Annotated in this window: 15 protein-coding genes; 7 read left to right on the top strand and 8 right to left on the bottom strand. The window is 45.7% G+C overall.

What is annotated here, in order from left to right; all coding sequences use genetic code 11:
- Positions 1-46: 46 nt before the first annotated feature.
- From QUA74_RS27890 to QUA74_RS27880, 3 genes are all read right to left on the bottom strand, one after another.
- Positions 47-1126, bottom strand: a complete 1080-nt coding sequence (locus tag QUA74_RS27890; RefSeq protein WP_333335572.1) for a DUF6745 domain-containing protein — start codon at positions 1124-1126, stop codon at positions 47-49.
- Between the two features lie 125 nt (positions 1127-1251).
- Complete coding sequence (locus QUA74_RS27885; RefSeq protein ID WP_333335569.1) at positions 1252-1851, bottom strand: hypothetical protein; 600 nt, start codon at positions 1849-1851, stop codon at positions 1252-1254.
- Between the two features lie 194 nt (positions 1852-2045).
- A complete protein-coding gene (locus QUA74_RS27880) occupies positions 2046-3518 on the bottom strand; it encodes a site-2 protease family protein (protein WP_333335566.1) in 1473 nt (490 codons plus the stop codon).
- A 33-nt stretch (positions 3519-3551) separates the two neighbouring features.
- On the opposite strand from QUA74_RS27880, the gene QUA74_RS27875 reads away from it, so the two are divergent.
- From QUA74_RS27875 to QUA74_RS27860, 4 genes are all read left to right on the top strand, one after another.
- Entirely contained in the window at positions 3552-4226 is a 675-nt protein-coding gene (locus QUA74_RS27875; protein WP_333335563.1) for an MBL fold metallo-hydrolase, read from the top strand.
- A 298-nt stretch (positions 4227-4524) separates the two neighbouring features.
- Positions 4525-5085 carry a sugar O-acetyltransferase gene (locus QUA74_RS27870; RefSeq protein ID WP_333335560.1) on the top strand — a complete coding sequence of 187 codons (561 nt, stop codon included), beginning with the start codon at positions 4525-4527 and terminating at the stop codon, positions 5083-5085.
- Between the two features lie 298 nt (positions 5086-5383).
- Positions 5384-5848 carry a hypothetical protein gene (locus QUA74_RS27865; protein WP_333335556.1) on the top strand — a complete coding sequence of 155 codons (465 nt, stop codon included), beginning with the start codon at positions 5384-5386 and terminating at the stop codon, positions 5846-5848.
- A gap of 543 nt (positions 5849-6391) precedes the next feature.
- Positions 6392-8797, top strand: coding sequence for a cache domain-containing protein (locus QUA74_RS27860; RefSeq protein ID WP_333335553.1), 2406 nt, complete (start codon positions 6392-6394; stop codon positions 8795-8797).
- A gap of 379 nt (positions 8798-9176) precedes the next feature.
- On the opposite strand, the gene QUA74_RS27855 is transcribed toward QUA74_RS27860, so the two are convergent.
- A complete protein-coding gene (locus QUA74_RS27855) occupies positions 9177-9776 on the bottom strand; it encodes a cytochrome b/b6 domain-containing protein (RefSeq protein WP_333335550.1) in 600 nt (199 codons plus the stop codon).
- 197 nt (positions 9777-9973) lie between these two features.
- Between QUA74_RS27855 and QUA74_RS27850 the strand changes: the two genes are divergently transcribed.
- Positions 9974-10555 carry a manganese efflux pump MntP family protein gene (locus QUA74_RS27850; protein ID WP_333335548.1) on the top strand — a complete coding sequence of 194 codons (582 nt, stop codon included), beginning with the start codon at positions 9974-9976 and terminating at the stop codon, positions 10553-10555.
- 176 nt (positions 10556-10731) lie between these two features.
- Positions 10732-11286 carry a glutathione S-transferase family protein gene (locus QUA74_RS27845; RefSeq protein ID WP_333335576.1) on the top strand — a complete coding sequence of 185 codons (555 nt, stop codon included), beginning with the start codon at positions 10732-10734 and terminating at the stop codon, positions 11284-11286.
- Between the two features lie 84 nt (positions 11287-11370).
- Here QUA74_RS27845 and QUA74_RS27840 read toward each other — a convergent pair whose 3' ends face one another.
- From QUA74_RS27840 to QUA74_RS27830, 3 genes are all read right to left on the bottom strand, one after another.
- Positions 11371-11508, bottom strand: a complete 138-nt coding sequence (locus QUA74_RS27840; RefSeq protein ID WP_006634808.1) for a photosystem II reaction center protein K — start codon at positions 11506-11508, stop codon at positions 11371-11373.
- Positions 11509-11568: 60 nt separating this feature from the next.
- Entirely contained in the window at positions 11569-12699 is a 1131-nt protein-coding gene (gene tgt / locus QUA74_RS27835) for a tRNA guanosine(34) transglycosylase Tgt (protein WP_333335545.1), read from the bottom strand.
- Positions 12700-12925: 226 nt separating this feature from the next.
- Positions 12926-13375 carry a hypothetical protein gene (locus QUA74_RS27830; protein ID WP_333335543.1) on the bottom strand — a complete coding sequence of 150 codons (450 nt, stop codon included), beginning with the start codon at positions 13373-13375 and terminating at the stop codon, positions 12926-12928.
- Between the two features lie 260 nt (positions 13376-13635).
- Here QUA74_RS27830 and cobS point away from each other — a divergent pair, with 260 nt between their 5' ends.
- Complete coding sequence (gene cobS, locus QUA74_RS27825) at positions 13636-14433, top strand: adenosylcobinamide-GDP ribazoletransferase (RefSeq protein WP_333335540.1); 798 nt, start codon at positions 13636-13638, stop codon at positions 14431-14433.
- Between the two features lie 417 nt (positions 14434-14850).
- Here cobS and QUA74_RS27820 read toward each other — a convergent pair whose 3' ends face one another.
- Complete coding sequence (locus QUA74_RS27820; RefSeq protein ID WP_333335537.1) at positions 14851-15639, bottom strand: thioesterase domain-containing protein; 789 nt, start codon at positions 15637-15639, stop codon at positions 14851-14853.
- Positions 15640-15703 lie beyond the last annotated feature (64 nt).

Below are 15703 nucleotides of genomic sequence, written 5' to 3'. Positions count from 1 at the left end.
TAAGTCGGGTCGCAGAAAGAGGAAGCCCAAACAGTGATGTTTGGAATCACCGTGGCTTTAGCGGGCGTGAGAATGTCCACCAGCTAATCGCTTCTTTAGCCGTTAGCGAAGCCCTCGAAGAGGATCGCACTTTTGGCGGCACTCGCAAGGCATGAAGGTGTCCCGTACTCGGACAAGTCATCTTTAACAAATAAATTGGCTCTATGTCAATATTATTCTCAATTTTTAACAAAGTATATTCTTGCCAAGTATCCAATTCAGTTGCTTGCAATTCTTGACAAATTCTCGGATAGCCGATCGCCTGAATTAAAACTCGCCACACTTCGGCATTCTGTTCTGTTAACAGCCCTGAAGCTTGCCAAGACTGCGGCGGAACTTGACCAATTATTTCCGGCAGTCGGACGCCACGATAAGAGTATACACTGAACTTGTCAGCAAATTCAACCGCTGGTTGAGCTTCTGCGTGGAGCAAATATTCGCTATCAAAATGAAGTTTGATCGGGCGATCGCACACAAAGCACATTTTCTCAAACGGGTAAATCCAGCCACAGTTTTCCACTAAAGATTTAAAGGCTGAGTATAAAGGGCGATCGTACTCCAAATTTAACACGCCAATACAAAAATCCACCCAACTTCCGTGACAGGCTGACAGTTCGGAAACTATGCTGTTATTATGATAAGCCTGATCGATCAGGAATCTCTGAAATCTCCCGCCCAACTTCCTTGCTAATTTGACGTAAACTTCGTCTTTAACATGAAGGTGCAGTTGATTCATCAGTTGAGCGTACAGCGGATTATAGAGTTGGCTGTAAATCTTATTTTCTAATTTCCTGTCCAGTTGACTTCTTAATATATCGTACAATTCCTTATGAATTTTGTTTCTGATTTCGCTGGCCATTCCCAGACCAGAATCGCGTATCCTTAGCGGTTCAATTGCTTGCAAAGCTATGTAAGGGCTGTCACAGAAAATAATTTCCGGTTCAGAACAGCCGATGATGTTGTAGGCGGTGTTGATGGCCGCTATCGCTTGCGGGCGATCGATCTGTGCGATCGAAAGTCCAATTTGTCGCCACTTCTCGCGATAGATCGGAATTAGCGCTATTTGTTCGGGAGTAATTGCGATCATTGGTACAGCTAGATTATTTAATTTGCGATCACACTTTTTCGCTCTCGCGTCGGCTAAAAAAATATCATTAAGTTTGTAATAACAACGGAATTTTCCTACAAACCTATTTTATTAAATTCGTCAAATTATTGGTACAAATTAACGATTGTTTGTAAAACACCTAAAATCATAGGAACATTATCGAGACAATAAACATCAACATCAATAATTAAATTATTTCCTTCTAATTTAAGAAACCGCCAGACAACGCCAGTAGTTACGCCGCCATATATTGCAGGTATGGAATTGTGTTCGCGTTCGTTAAATAGCTGAGCTGCTACCATTTGTGCTGCACACTGTGGCAGACAAGATTCTATTTCTCCGCCTTTCGTTTCTCTCAATGCAAAAACAGGAACTTTAATTTCAAAATCCAACGGAACAGAAGACATTAGAAAGTCGCATTCCCCATTCAATCCCAGCTCAGCATCTACATCAAATGACCAACCAGAAAAAAGAGAAAATTGTCTGTTGTTCCTTTCTCTTAATTCTAACAGAATAGGAGAAATAATCCGTTCCGAACGTTCTTTTGCAGTTGTAACAGCAGTGTTAGAACTAATTTCGATTGCTCTCCAAAGCCATTCGGATGGTTCTACAGGAACAACCTTGGCACTCAAAATAGGACTGAGTGATAGCTCCAATCCAAATCGCTCTTCTAATTGTTGGAAAGTAAAGGATTTGTAAGACATATTTCTGTAATCAGTCGGTGAAAATAAAGATTACTTCGAGATATAAAGCGAGTTGAGAAATGCTAAACTCGCTTGTATAGCCACTCTTGCAGGATTTTGTCAACCTCTCTTTTCTTCCTTCCTCTCTATTACCTCGGACTTCGGCATCGATCCGTTAGTTAAATCCGTTACAGAATCCGTTGCCGAACTTCCTTCTAAACATTTAACCACTCAAGGAGTACCCTGGGCGCCGGCAACAAAATCATTAACAAAAGCCCGATCGCCATTAGCCCCAAAAAATCCCGCCGATTATCCAATTCACTGACATCATTCAACGCCGGTTCGTCGTTTAGTGGCGTGAAAAACAAAATAATCGCCCACAGCAGCAAACCCTGTTCCAAAAAAGAAAGCAGCAGCATACAAAGTCTAGCAACTTGCCCGATCGCCATACTCGCTCGCTGGCCGAACATCGCGTGTACAATGTGCCCGCCGTCGAGTTGCCCCACCGGCATCAAATTAAACGCCGTCACGATCAAACCCAAATAACCAGCCACCGCTACCGGATGCAAATTTATCGCAGTTTCCGCATTTAAAGCACCACCCAAAGTTAACTTGCTCAACAAAGTCATCAGCAGGGAAAAACTGGGTTTGAAAGACTCAAAATTTAACATTCCCGACTTGTCAGACAGCGGTACAATAGTCGAATGATTCAAACCCCAAATTAATAATGGCACTGTCGCCACTAAACCCGCAAGGGGGCCGGCAATGCTAACATCAAATAAAGCTCGGCGGTGGGGAATTGGACTCCGTATTTGAATGAAAGCCCCAAAAGTTCCTAAGAAAAAAGGAATCGGTATGAAATAAGGCAAAGTCGTGCGAATTTGGTAAAATCGGGCAGCTAAATAGTGGCCGGATTCGTGAATTGCTAAAAATGTAATTAGAGCCAGCGAGTAAGGCAAACCCTGCAGCAACATTGATGGGTTGGACTGCAAAGCTTGTTCAGTAACTCCGGCAAGTCGCGCCCCGACAAGCGTAGTCGTAAACACCGTGATTAGCAACAAAGCTAATGCGAAAAAGGGCCGGGTTACAGATTCGGTTTTGACAGGAGTTTCCCCTGATTGGTGGCTGGGATTGGGAACTATAGCAAAAAAAGGTTGACCGCTCAAGCTGTTTTGAAATACTACTAAAAAGCGATCGCCAAAAAGCCTCTCCACATTCTCCCGAATTGCCTGATAAGCCGCCTCCGGGTTGGTTCGCAACTGTCCGCGACAAATTACAGCCTGTGGCCGAAATTCCAAATCTCGCAAAAAGTAAATTGACCAAGGAAAACAATCGCGCAAACTCGCTTCTTCTGCTGCATTGATCGGGCGCACAGGCGGTTTTGGCTTTGCAGGTTCAGTCGCTTCTGCTGCTAGCTGCTCAGCAGTTTCGGCGGTAATTTTCTTGCGCCCCAACTGTACCAAAAACCAATACAAAAAAGGGCAAACCAGAAAAGGTATAATTACCAACTCCGGCGGTACAGTTTTGCTGGTACCGTAAACTAAAATCCAACCACTCCAAATCAGCGCCGGCGCCATCATTACCAGCCACAGCAGCCATATCGGAGTCCTGGTGATGCGGCTGGTGCCGTTCTGCAACAAGAAGTACGATATCAGCCCCAATACGAACAACCATAGTAAAAAGAACATAATATTTATCCCATTCCCTTCTGAAATACTTCCTTGAAACAACAGAGTTCAGTCTCCAAACAACCCAGGCCCGTGCTCGACAATATCCTTGCTTTCCCGCCTAACCGGGATACCCTGGGTGCAACAGCCTATTTCATTGTAGAAAACCAAACTAACATCCTGGTGGATTGTCCCGCTTGGGATGAGATTAACCAAACATTTTTGCGGGAACACGGCGGCGTGCGACTGCTGTTTCTCACCCACCGTGGCGCTATCGCCAAGGCGCGGCAGATTCAGGAAGCCACGGGGTGCGAGATCCTGATTCAAGAGCAGGAAGCTTATTTACTGCCGGGTTTGAAGGTGACGGTTTTTGAGCGAGAATTTGTTGTGAGCGATCGAATGAAAGCATTTTGGACTCCTGGCCATTCTCCTGGTTCCTCTTGCCTTTATCATAGTGGCAGCGGTGGAGTGCTGTTTTCGGGTAGGCACTTGCTCCCCAACCGAGAAGCCGCCCCAGTACCGCTGTTGACAGCAAAAACTTTTCACTGGCCTAGGCAAATTAACAGCGTGAAGTCAATTCTCGATCGATTTTCGCCGCAAACTTTAGAGTATATTTGTCCCGGTGCAAATACTGGTTTTTTGCGGGGAAAAGGATCGATCGATCGAGCTTTTGAGAAATTAGCCAATCTGGATTTAGCTGTTTGTTTGCAGTCAAAACCGGAAACCTAAATGTATGCTACAACATCAAAAAATGAACTGATACCAATTTAATGTGAAGTTGCATATATTTCGATCCCCCTAAATCCCCCTTAATAAGGGGGACTTTGACCAAGCTCTTGTCCCCCCCTTATTAAGGGGAGTTAGGGGGGATCAGATTCTATGCAGCCTCATATAAAATTGGTATGACGCGCTAATTATAGCGGTAAGGTGCGCCTAGCGCACCCTACATTATTCTTCAGTCTCTTAGAGAGGAACTTCGTTGGTGAAGTAGCGGTTTCAACCGCCGATTCTTACCGTGGAAAAAACTGTGGAAAAAACCGAAAACCAAAAAATGCTCGCCGGCGAATTGTATTTAGCTGCTGATGAGCAATTAATTTTAGAGCGCCAGCGAGCCCGCCGCCTCGCCAGAACCTACAATTCTACCCGCGAAGACGAACCAGACAAACGGTTAGAAATTCTCGCAGAATGGTTCGGTGCAGTTGGGTCAAAAGTTGAAATCGAGCCACCTTTCTACTGCGACTACGGCAGCAATATTTATGCGGGAAACGGATTGTATATGAATTTTGGCTGCGTGATTCTCGACTGCAATCGAGTTAACATTGGCGAGAATTTACTGTGCGGGCCCAACGTACAAATTTACACAGCTTTTCACCCCACAGATCCGGAAATGAGGCTTGCTGGTTTAGAACTCGCCGCTGAAATTAATATTGGCAATAATGTTTGGATTGGCGGCGGCAGTATTATTTGTCCAGGAGTCACTATTGGCGACAATAGTACGATCGGCGCAGGCAGTGTTGTTGTCAAAGATATTCCTGCAAACGTCGTGGTGGCGGGGAATCCTTGCCGAATCATCCGGCATCTACCTTGATGTGGTACGATCGACACAATCGTGCGATCGGCTCCTTGGAGCTTAACCAAAAAATTTTAGGTATTAGAACAGCCGGTTTGAGATTTTTCACGTAAAATCCCCGAAAAAAAACCGTGGAATAAATCTAAAATCTAAAATCTAAAATCGCTTAAGATCAAATCCGTTAGCATCGGAATAGTAAATTCGAGTTCACTGTTCACGGCGTCAACAGTGAACCGTCAACAGTCAACATCATTCCGGTGTTACCGGAAATGATATAATTTCTCGTTCCCGGTTTCCACACTACCAAGCTTTTATTATGACGACTGCAACAGTTTATCACAACGCTCCTGATCTCTGCACCGACGACTACATAGCAGTCGGTGTAGCTACCTGCTTCATCAAAGAAGAAGGCGAAGTTTTTGAAGTGCAAGTAATCGAAGCTATTCCCTCAGCAGCTTTAGAAGCAATTTTGAAGGGAATTCCCACATCCTATTTAATGATTTGCGGGACGACTTTGGGAGCAGTGCTCGACGGCGAAACACCCAAAATGTTGCCAGAATTCCCGACCTCAGCTCAGTTTAGCGAAGAATTTGGCTTTCGGGCGATCGCCGCTGCCCGCACTTACAAAATCCGCCCCCAAGCTCAACTTCACATTCCCTTGGGAACAGTTCGCAACGACTTTACTTATTCCTTAGAACGCAAAAGAGTGCTCAACTCCGAGCGTATCATTCGCACTGAAGACAATGTGAAACAGCACGAACACACTCACAAGGTTCTTTAAACAAATCGCGCAACTGGGGCAATTTAACAGTGCCTCAGCCAGCGGATGCACCGAAAATAGTTTCGAGTTTTGAGATGTAATATGAATTCCGGTTGCACTCCTCGATATGATTCTTGACTGTTGACTAAAATTATGCTTTCGGGCTAACTGACTGTTTGGATTTTTGAACAATACCGATGCAGGCGGAAAGGATGTAAATTAAAGATTTAACAAATTTTTAGTTTATTAAGGAAGGAAAAGTTTTAATATTCCGTTATTAAGACAAACACCAAACATCTCAATGTAGGGTTCGCACTGCTCACATCACCTAATTAACATAAATTATTAACGACTGTTAAAAAAAATCTTAAGTTGTTAATGAAAAGTTTTAATGGCTCAAAAATGTGGTAGGATATTATTCCAGTTTAACAAAGTGAGCCGCTCGGCGGGAAAAAATTAAAAAATCCCCGCAATTATTGAATGCTAGTAGTTTAAGACTACTAGCAGGCGGGCGAGTAGATCGCAGGTGAGCTAAGGATTTCAATCTCACAAATTGGTCAAACCATGCGAAGCTTGGCGAGAGTAAAGTGGTGGAAATTAACTCGACTCTTGCCAGCAGAATTAAAGGGCGAATACCATCTTCGGTACCAAACTGCGCTCTTAATTTTGGGCGGAACAATTCTGGCAGCTAGCATCATTGGTTGTATCAGCTATCAAAGCGTTCGCCGCTTGATTATCACCAAAAGCGAGCGAAATGCTTTGTTAGAAGTTAGGGATCGCGCCAACAAGATCGATCGCTGGCTCGGTACTAGAAAGGCTGAGATCGAAATCCTCGCCAACACTCCTCCGGTTCGTTCGATGAATTGGTCAGTGGCAGAGCCTTACTTAAAATCGGAAGTAAATCGACTGCAAGAATTCCAGCACTTCGCATTAATTGATCCCGACGGTTCTTATTTCACCACAAAAGTGGGCAGAGCGTTGATTAATGTTAGCGACCGCCAACACTTTAAAAAGGCGATGGCTGGGGAAGTCTATGTTTCAGATCCTACCATTTCTCGCACGCTCAAAGGACAAAGTATTGTTCCCATTTCGGCTCCGGTGTGGTCAAATTTGGCAAATTCTATTGATAAAACCGCCGAAAAGCCGATCGGAGTAATGAACGGCGTCATTGGGATCGACCGAATTGCCCAAGTAGTAGGAAAGCTGGAATATGGGGCAGGAACTTACGCTTTTGTTCTGAATTCTCAAGGAGTGCCGATTGTGCATCCCGACGCTCGGTTAATCGGAAATACCGACAAGCCGGCTCCGAGTCTTTTAGAGTCCGCAGATGCTAATTTGGCGAATGTAGCCCGGGAGATGGTTTATCAAAAAACGGGCCTTGTCCTGACTAAAATCAACGACGCCAAAGTTTATGTTGCCTATCTTCCTTTAGAACAAGCTGAATGGTCGATCGCCCTCGTAATTCCCCGCGACAATCTCGAAAAAGAATTGCTCCCCTTAAATATACTTGCAGCAGCCGTCACCGTACTTGCCCTCGCAGCTATTTTCGCAGCAATTGTGGCGCTCAAGCTGTTTGCCCTCAACTGCATTCGCACTCGCACAGAAGCGCTTCTCCACCGCTTGACTGGTCGCATTCGCGCTTGCTTGCACCTCGATCGCATCCTCCAAACTACAGTAGACGAACTCGGTACTTTACTGAAGCTCGATCGAGCAATTTTCGCATGGTACGACCCCCGACAAGATACTTTAGAATTTGGCTGGGAATATTGCCGGGAAGGTTTGCCGACGCGCTTGGGAATCTTTGGTGTTCCAGGAGGGCCCTCTGGAGATTTAGCTGCACGGCTTCACCGCTGCGAAACGATACTGCTACATAAAACCGCCGCCCCTGATGCCACAGCGTCTGAGGAACACGCCCATATCGAACTTACAAATAGTCACTACGCAGCAGTACCCGTACTAACTCAGAATCATCGGCTTGGATATCTGTTCGCCTGTGCAAACCGCCGGTTTGCGACTCCCGACGAGGTAGAAGTTTTGGAAGCAATTGCAGACTCGCTGGCGATCGCAATTTCCCAATCCCAACTCCACGGGCAAATTCAAGAAGAACTCAAACTTTTGGAAGAAGTATTAGCCAAACTCAGAATAACCGAAGAGCATTTAGTACACAGCGAAAAAATTACAATGGTTGGTCAACTAGCCACTGAAGTGGCCCAGGAAATTAATAACCCGATTAACTTTATTTACGGCCGCCTGATTCACCTCAACGATTATATCAAAGATTTGCTTAGTATAATTAGCCTCTATCGAGAACAATATCCCGAACCTGTGCCACCAATTGCAAAAAAAATAGAGACTTGCGACCTAGATTTTATCAGCCAAGAGTTGCCACAAATCCTCAATTTTTTGAAAAGAGGAGCCGATGGCATTCGCCAGATAGTCCTGGCTTTGAGGAAATTTTCACTTCCTGACGAAGCCAACAAAGAACACGCCAACGTTAATGAGAGCATCGACAATATTTTGCTGTTGCTGGCTCACAGATTGGAGCAAAAAATATTAGTAGTCAAGGAGTACCACAACCTGCCGCCTATTTTGTGTTATCCCGGTCAACTGAGCCAGGTATTCGCCAGTCTCATCATCAATGCTATAGATGCAGTTAAAAGTATTGAAAACTCGGCGCAAATTATTACAATCAAAACCGATATTGTCGAGGAGTATACAGGCAGATTTATTGTTGTATCGATCGCCCACAATGGCTCTATAATTCCGCCGGAAATTCAACACAGAATATTTGAGGAGTTTGGCCTTACTAAATCATTTAAAAATTTTACAGGATTGGAGTTGTCGGTTTGCTATAAAATTATTGTAGAATTGCACGGCGGCCGCCTTACAGTTGAATCTCCAGTGCAATCTCAAATTACATCTCAAACTGGGGGCGGTGCTGAGTTTATGGTAAAATTGCCGATCGTTTGATATCGCATCTTGCCACCAGGGAAACCCGTCGCAAATCTTGCTAGCAAGCTGCGCGAAAAGCTTAATTTCGGTTTGTACTGAGGACTTGAGTCGTCAGAAAACAGAGGGTTGAAGTCCTCACTACAAACCTACTGATCATTTGTTAACCCAAATTCCTATAGCAATCCTTGCAGGAGTCATAAATTTTTTACCCCACCCCAACCCTCCCCTTGCCAAGGGGAGGGAGTAAGAAATTCACAAATGATTTAGGATTGCTATATGATAGGATTAGGGAAATAATAAAGGTGCAACCACAGCAAACAACCAACCTCCCATTACCAAGACTTCCGCAACAATTAATAAAATATTTCTGTTCCTTTTCAAATTAAGCATTTTCACATTAAGATCGATCGACTAAAGAGCGAATTTTCTTCCACCAAGCAGCCGGCGAATCTTCTGGGCGATATGTGGCATCAAACATCGACAAAATTAGCGGCAAACTCCCTACCTTCGCACTCATCAACAAGTGCATTGCCAGACAAAATACCAATACCACCCAACCAGAAGCGTGTAAATAATACCAAACCTGCGTCAATTCCCCAGCCGGCAGCCATTCTTCCTTAACCATACTGCCAGAAGCGATCGCCCAAGTCAGTGCCAGCAACATCAACGTATTCACAATCCGGTGCAAACTGTACCACCAAATCGGTTTTCCCAATTGCGTTAGTTTCTCAAAAGAATCCGGCTGCACCAAGCGTTTTTGACCTGCGTGGAAACTGTACAATGCAAAAGCCGGCATTATTCCTAACAGCAACATCTTGCCAAAAGTGCCGTGAATCCCGATAATATCTGCAATCTGAGGCACGGGGACTTTGCCAAACCGCCCATCGTAGGTGTTGTAAACCAGAAATGCGGTCAAAATTGCTAAAAGAGCGATCGCAGCGTTAACCCCGTGCAGTAACCTGAGCAGCAATGGCTGGTACGGTCTAGATTGCGGCATAGTCGATTCTGCTACTTGATAAATAATCTTTTACAGAATATAGCTAAGCGCCGATTTTTTCAACCCTTGCCAATTGTGAAACCAATATGATTAAAAAATGAATTGAATATGATAAAACGGCAATTATGTCAAATTTTAGTGTAAAGTAAAACAGTCAAGAGGAATACTTTACCTATAATATCTAACACTTTACAAAAATGGATGCAGCCACTACCATATTACTTTCCTTGGGACTAGCAGCAGATGCTTTTGCGGTTGCTGTTTCTAGCGGTTTAGCAATCAAACACATGAAGGTGAATAAAGCTTTAAAAATTGCCTTATTTTTCGGAGGTTTTCAAGCTGTAATGCCCGTAATAGGATGGTTGATCGGTCTTAGTTTTAGTTTTTTGATCACACCGATCGACCATTGGATAGCTTTTGGGCTGTTGAGTTTCATTGGCGGGAGAATGATTTATGAATCGCTGCAAAGCGAAGAATGCGAGAAAAAGTTTAATCCCTTAGATACGGGGACTTTGATAACGCTGTCGGTGGCGACGAGTATCGATGCCCTCGCAGTAGGCCTCGGATTTGCTGTCCTGAAAGATTCTATTGCTCTTGCGGTGACTGCGATCGGATTTATTACTTTCTTTTTAGCCTTTGCAGGGGTGTTTATCGGGCACAAGTGCGGCAACTTGTTTGCTAATAAAATTGAGATATTGGGCGGAGCAATTTTGATTTTCATTGGCAGCCGAATCTTGTTTATGCACTTGACAGAAGTGCCATTAGTTATGGGTCAGTAGTCAGTTGGCAGTTGTTAGTGGGCAGTGGGCAGTTGTCATTAGTCAGTAGTCATTGGTAATTGGGAAAAAAGTAATTGGGAATTTTCCCAAATCACAACTAACAACTGACAACTAACAACTGACAACTGACCCAAAAATGCTATAACAGCAATATTGTGTTAAAGGATAAAAATTTCGTGCTGAAACTTTACGGCGGAGCCCGCAGCAGGGCCTCAATTGTCCAGTGGTATCTAGAAGAAATAGCGGTTCCCTACGAATTCGTCATGCTGGATATGCAAGCAGGGGCACACTTGCAGCCAGAGTATCTCGAAATTAACCCGATCGGCAAAGTACCCGCGATCGCCGACGGAGATTTTAAACTTTGGGAATCCGGCGCAATTCTGCTGTATTTAGCTCAAAAACATGGTAAAATGCCAGACACTTTGGAGCAGCAAGCTCAAATCGTGCAGTGGGTCACGTTTGCTAACGCCACCCTGGGGCCGGGAATATTTACAGAAGCAACTCGCGATCGCGAAACCCCTCGCTTGTTAACACCCCTTAATCAAATCTTCGAGAAACAGCCCTTTTTAATGGGCGATGAATTCGGCGTAGCCGACGCAGCAGTCGGGTCAGTTTTATCCTACATTCCAATAATGCTAAAACTAGACCTCAGTGCTTATCCGGCCGTTGTAGATTACATCAAGCGGATCTCGGAAAGGCCTGCATTCCAAAAAGCGACCGGCGGTAGCTAAAGCCAGAAAGAAGAACGAAACAAAACTTAATAGCTAAAAGCAGGGGCAATTTGTGAATTGCCCCTGCTTTTGATGAAATCAAACTTATCTAAATCCGACAGCCGCCTGCCAAACAAAAGCCAGCAGCAAGAAAAATACGGGAATGACCGGCAAAACATTAACCAAAGGCTCAAAAATCGAATAAGCTTCGGGCAGTTTTGCTAAGAGTAATGCAGCTTCCATGAATCAACCTACCTATCCAACAGAATTTTCATAATTGTCGCATATCTTCACCCAAGGCAATCATGATTGATCGACTCTCGGTGCAAGCCAGTAGGCAAACTCTTCAGTAAATCGATCGGCAAAAATCGCCTCCCGCATCCTCCCAGTAAAGCGAATCAACTCCGTCACATTGTGAATCGCCAGCAAAGTATACCCCAGCACTTCGTTAGCCCGCGCCAAATGGGCCAAATAAGCCCGACTGAATTTTTGGCATGTATAACAAGGACAAGACTCATCCAGCGGAGCAAAATCCTCCCGGAACCGAGCATTTTTCAAATTCCAGCGTTCCCCACCAACAAAAGCAGTCCCGTGGCGCGCTAGCCGAGTCGGAATTACGCAGTCAAACATATCTACGCCACTCGCCACAGCCAACGCCATTTCCCGATAAGTCCCAATCCCCATCAAATAACGCGGTTTACTTGCCGGCAACAGGGGCGCAGTCGCTTTCACAATCTCTGCGATCAAATCCCCCGATTCCCCGACACTAACGCCGCCGATGGCGTAGCCTGGTAAATCCAAATCTACCAACTGGTTCGCCGCGCGCGATCGCAAATCGGGGAAAACACCCCCCTGCACAATGCCGAACAAAGCTTGCTCCGGGCGCGAGTGAGCTTGAATGCAGCGTTGCAGCCAGCGGTAAGTGCGATTTGTGGCAGCCTCCACCTCCTCCCGCGTAGCGGGGTAAGGGGGACACTCGTCAAAGGCCATAATCACATCAGCGCCCAACTCATTCTGAATTTCGATCGATCGTTCCGGCGTCAAATTAATTATGCGGCCATCGCGGGGAGAGCGAAAAGTCACCCCATTCTCAGAAATAGTCCGCATTTGGCTCAAGCTAAACACCTGAAAGCCACCCGAATCCGTCAGCATCGGGCCTGGCCAAGCCATAAATTTGTGCAATCCGCCCGCGCCTGCGACAATCGCTTCCCCGGGCTGCAAATGCAAGTGATAAGTATTTGCCAAAACCATTTGAGAACCCGCCGCCTCAAGATGTGCCGGTGTCAAAGTTTTGACATTAGCTAGCGTCCCCACTGGCATAAATTTAGGTGTTTCCACAACACCGTGGGGAGTTGTAAAAACCCCTGCACGCGCTTGGGTATGGCTGCAATTAGCCTGACATTTAAAAGAAAATCTCGCGTTGTCTTCAGTCATTAGTCCCCGACGATCGTTAACCGCTACTCGGCCGTCCGTGTTATTTAATCTATTGTTGATGACATCGCGACAAAAAAAACCATGACCCCGCCCAAAAACGGAGACAAGTTTCCGACAATCGTCGTGGAGGGCAAAAAATTTTAGACCTTAGTTTTACCTCCCAGATTCAAAGCTGCGAGTAAATCTAAAATCTAAAATCTAAAATCTAAAATCGACTGACTGACCATTAAAAGGGGGAATCATCTTCGTCCAATTGCAGATCCCAGTTGCCAGAGAGTACCTGATCGACAACCGCATCCAAAGCCGCCGCATTTAAATTCCGGGCGACTTGCTCTTGCAAAGGATTGGAAAGGGGAATTAACCGCAACTGCCGTCCATCTTGAATCAGGTCAAAATAAGCACCATCGACCGGGGACTGTTTCAGTTCCAGGTAATCAAAACTATACACGTTCAAATAAAGCGCATGGTTGGCAATCAGGGTAGAACGATGGGGGTTGGCGAAGACTTCGAGCACATACCCTTCTCCTTCGCTGTAAATCTGGCCATCTTGTATGTGAAGGTAGCGGACACGTCCTAAATCAAACAGCAATCTTTTGATATCGCGTTTGTTGACGACAATCCCTGTATCGATGATGCAAGGAGCAACTACCCTGTTATTCAATTGATCGTGACTCATGGAGTAAAAGCCTCTGTTGTAGTATTTTCCCGTCTTGAAAATCAGGGAGTTAGCTAGAATTCTTGGTACGGGAAACGCGGATCTTGAGTTTAGTCATTTTAGATAGGGAGCTTTGGGATCGCTGCCGACAGAGGTTTTCCGGGGAAAAGAGCGGGCGACAGGAGGAATGCTCGATCCAAAAAAACTAGGGTGTTACAGTCCAATTCTGGCACACGCTAATCGATTGACAACTGCATACCAGATGAAAAATTTTCTATCTTATGGTGCATGATAAATGGGTTCGCTCTACGATCGACTTTTTCCGGAATCAAGGCGCTGCCATCGCAGCCGCAGTCGCTTTTTATACTTGTTTGCCGGTACCGATGTCTTGGACTTTGGAGTTTCGGGGCATTGCCCGCTTGGCACCGGCGATCGGGCTTTTGATTGGGGGGATGCTGGGACTGGGGGATGTTGGGTTGCAGTTGTTGGGAATGCCTGCTCTGACTCGATCGGCCTTGGTGGTAGTCTTGGGCATCGCGGTGACTGGCGGGCTGCACCTAGACGGGGCAATGGACGCGGCGGACGGGCTGGCTGTACCCGACCCCGTGCGTCGGCTGGAAGTGATGCGGGACAGCGTTACAGGAGCCTTTGGGGCGATGGCTGCGATCGCGATCGTGCTGCTGAAAACTGCCGCTCTCTCGGACTTGAATAACTATCGCTGGCTGGCTTTGATGGGCGTCGCCGGTTGGGGGAGATGGGGTCAACTGGTGGCGATCGCCCGCTATCCCTATCTCCGGGCCGAGGGTAAGGGAGCATTTCACAAGGAATCGATTTATTCTCCTTTTGATTTTATACCGGGAGTGCTGTTGTTGCTGAGTTTGAGCGTGGTGCAAGTTGTCTTGGAGGGCGATCGGTGGCTGTTGGCGGTGGGGATGGCTTTGGGGGGAAGTGCGATCGGAATTTTTGCCGGAGCCTGGTTTAACCACCGTTTGGGTGGCCACACGGGCGATACTTACGGTGCTGTAGTCGAGTGGACGGAGGCTTTATTGCTGTGTCTTTTGGCGGCTTTGGAAGGTTAAACAGTTGACAGTTGACAGTTGACAGTTGACAGCGAGTTTTTAGCATGGGGATTTAAACAATTGATATCAAATCCGGTAGCATCGGAATTGTAAAATCAAGTCATATCAAATCCGCGCTTCATAGTCCTGTATTCATCTCTCTCTGATCTTCCTCTGTGTTCTCTGCGCCCTCTGTGGTTAAATCATATCGTTTCCGGTTGCATCGGAATAATAAAATCGAGTCAACAGTTAACACTCAACCATTCAGTTTTTCGACCCGCCCGTCAACAGTCAACAGTCAACAGTCAACAATAATTCCGGTGCAACCGGAATTGATATCATTCCGATGCAACCGGAAACGATTTGATAGTTGATAGTTGATAGTTCACAGAGAAAATTAGATCGGGGTTTTTGCTGTCCACTGTCAATTGTCCAATGTTAACCTTGAGCCCGATCGACTGCAGCCTGCAATTTTTCCCCCAGTATCTGAACGTGAGGTTCTTTTAACATCCCAAGGTGGTCGCTAGGAATCTCGTGAACCTCTATTCCTCCCGTAATTACCCTACCCCAACCTAATTCGATGTCAGCCCCAAACGCCGTAGCACTCTCAACTGCCTTGAAAACAGAGGCCCGACCCGCATAAACTCCCCCTACATAATGTTTCAATGCCTGATGATTTAATTCCCTATGAGTGAAGTTTTCCAAATAAATTGGCAGGGGACGCCCCACCGCCCGGTACAAATTGCACAAAATTCTCCACTGAATCTCAGTGAGATCCTCGATTTTTCCGCTCAGATTGCTCTTCGCTTTATTCATAAATGCACCGGGGGTGAGACGTAAAATTCTCATTATGCCCTCACTGTGCTTCATCTCAAACGAATTGTTGAAAGCATCCGGCCCGTAAGTGTCCAACAATCCCAGCAAAGCTACCTTCTCACCTAGATCGTGAAGTTGCCGACCCATCTCAAAAGCTACCGTCCCCCCAAAAGATACTCCTAACAGAAAATAAGGGCCGTGTGGCTGAAAAGTTTGCATTTCTTTTATGTAATAAGCTGCCAATTCCTCAACTCGATTGGGGGGAGCCAATTTTTCATCCATAATCTGGGTTGACAGTCCCAAAACAGGCTGCGATCGATCGATATAATTCATTAAAGGACGGTAAAATTCCAATCCTCTACCGAGTACGTGGATGCAGAACAGAGGCGGTTTGTAACGGGAGCGTGTCACTTTTGCGATGAGTATAAATACTCGTGAACCCCAGCTTGACTTTTTTACTGATGATCAGTATATA

Source organism: Microcoleus sp. LAD1_D3 (assembly GCF_036702135.1).
Lineage (GTDB): Bacteria > Cyanobacteriota > Cyanobacteriia > Cyanobacteriales > Microcoleaceae > Microcoleus.
Note: the sequence above shows the minus strand (reverse complement) of the source record. Positions and strands in the feature narration are given on the sequence as shown.

Excerpts from the sequence above, each read along its gene's own strand:
- tgt (WP_333335545.1), bottom strand. The coding sequence starts at position 12,699 with ATGACTGAAGACAACGCGAGATTTTCTTTTAAATGTCAGGCTAATTGC.
- QUA74_RS27880 (WP_333335566.1), bottom strand. The coding sequence starts at position 3,518 with ATGTTCTTTTTACTATGGTTGTTCGTATTGGGGCTGATATCGTACTTC.
- QUA74_RS27850 (WP_333335548.1), top strand. The coding sequence starts at position 9,974 with ATGGATGCAGCCACTACCATATTACTTTCCTTGGGACTAGCAGCAGAT.
- cobS (WP_333335540.1), top strand. The coding sequence starts at position 13,636 with ATGGTGCATGATAAATGGGTTCGCTCTACGATCGACTTTTTCCGGAAT.
- QUA74_RS27840 (WP_006634808.1), bottom strand. The coding sequence starts at position 11,508 with ATGGAAGCTGCATTACTCTTAGCAAAACTGCCCGAAGCTTATTCGATT.
- QUA74_RS27860 (WP_333335553.1), top strand. The coding sequence starts at position 6,392 with ATGCGAAGCTTGGCGAGAGTAAAGTGGTGGAAATTAACTCGACTCTTG.
- QUA74_RS27890 (WP_333335572.1), bottom strand. The coding sequence starts at position 1,126 with ATGATCGCAATTACTCCCGAACAAATAGCGCTAATTCCGATCTATCGC.
- QUA74_RS27885 (WP_333335569.1), bottom strand. The coding sequence starts at position 1,851 with ATGTCTTACAAATCCTTTACTTTCCAACAATTAGAAGAGCGATTTGGA.
- QUA74_RS27865 (WP_333335556.1), top strand. The coding sequence starts at position 5,384 with ATGACGACTGCAACAGTTTATCACAACGCTCCTGATCTCTGCACCGAC.
- QUA74_RS27855 (WP_333335550.1), bottom strand. The coding sequence starts at position 9,776 with ATGCCGCAATCTAGACCGTACCAGCCATTGCTGCTCAGGTTACTGCAC.
- QUA74_RS27830 (WP_333335543.1), bottom strand. The coding sequence starts at position 13,375 with ATGAGTCACGATCAATTGAATAACAGGGTAGTTGCTCCTTGCATCATC.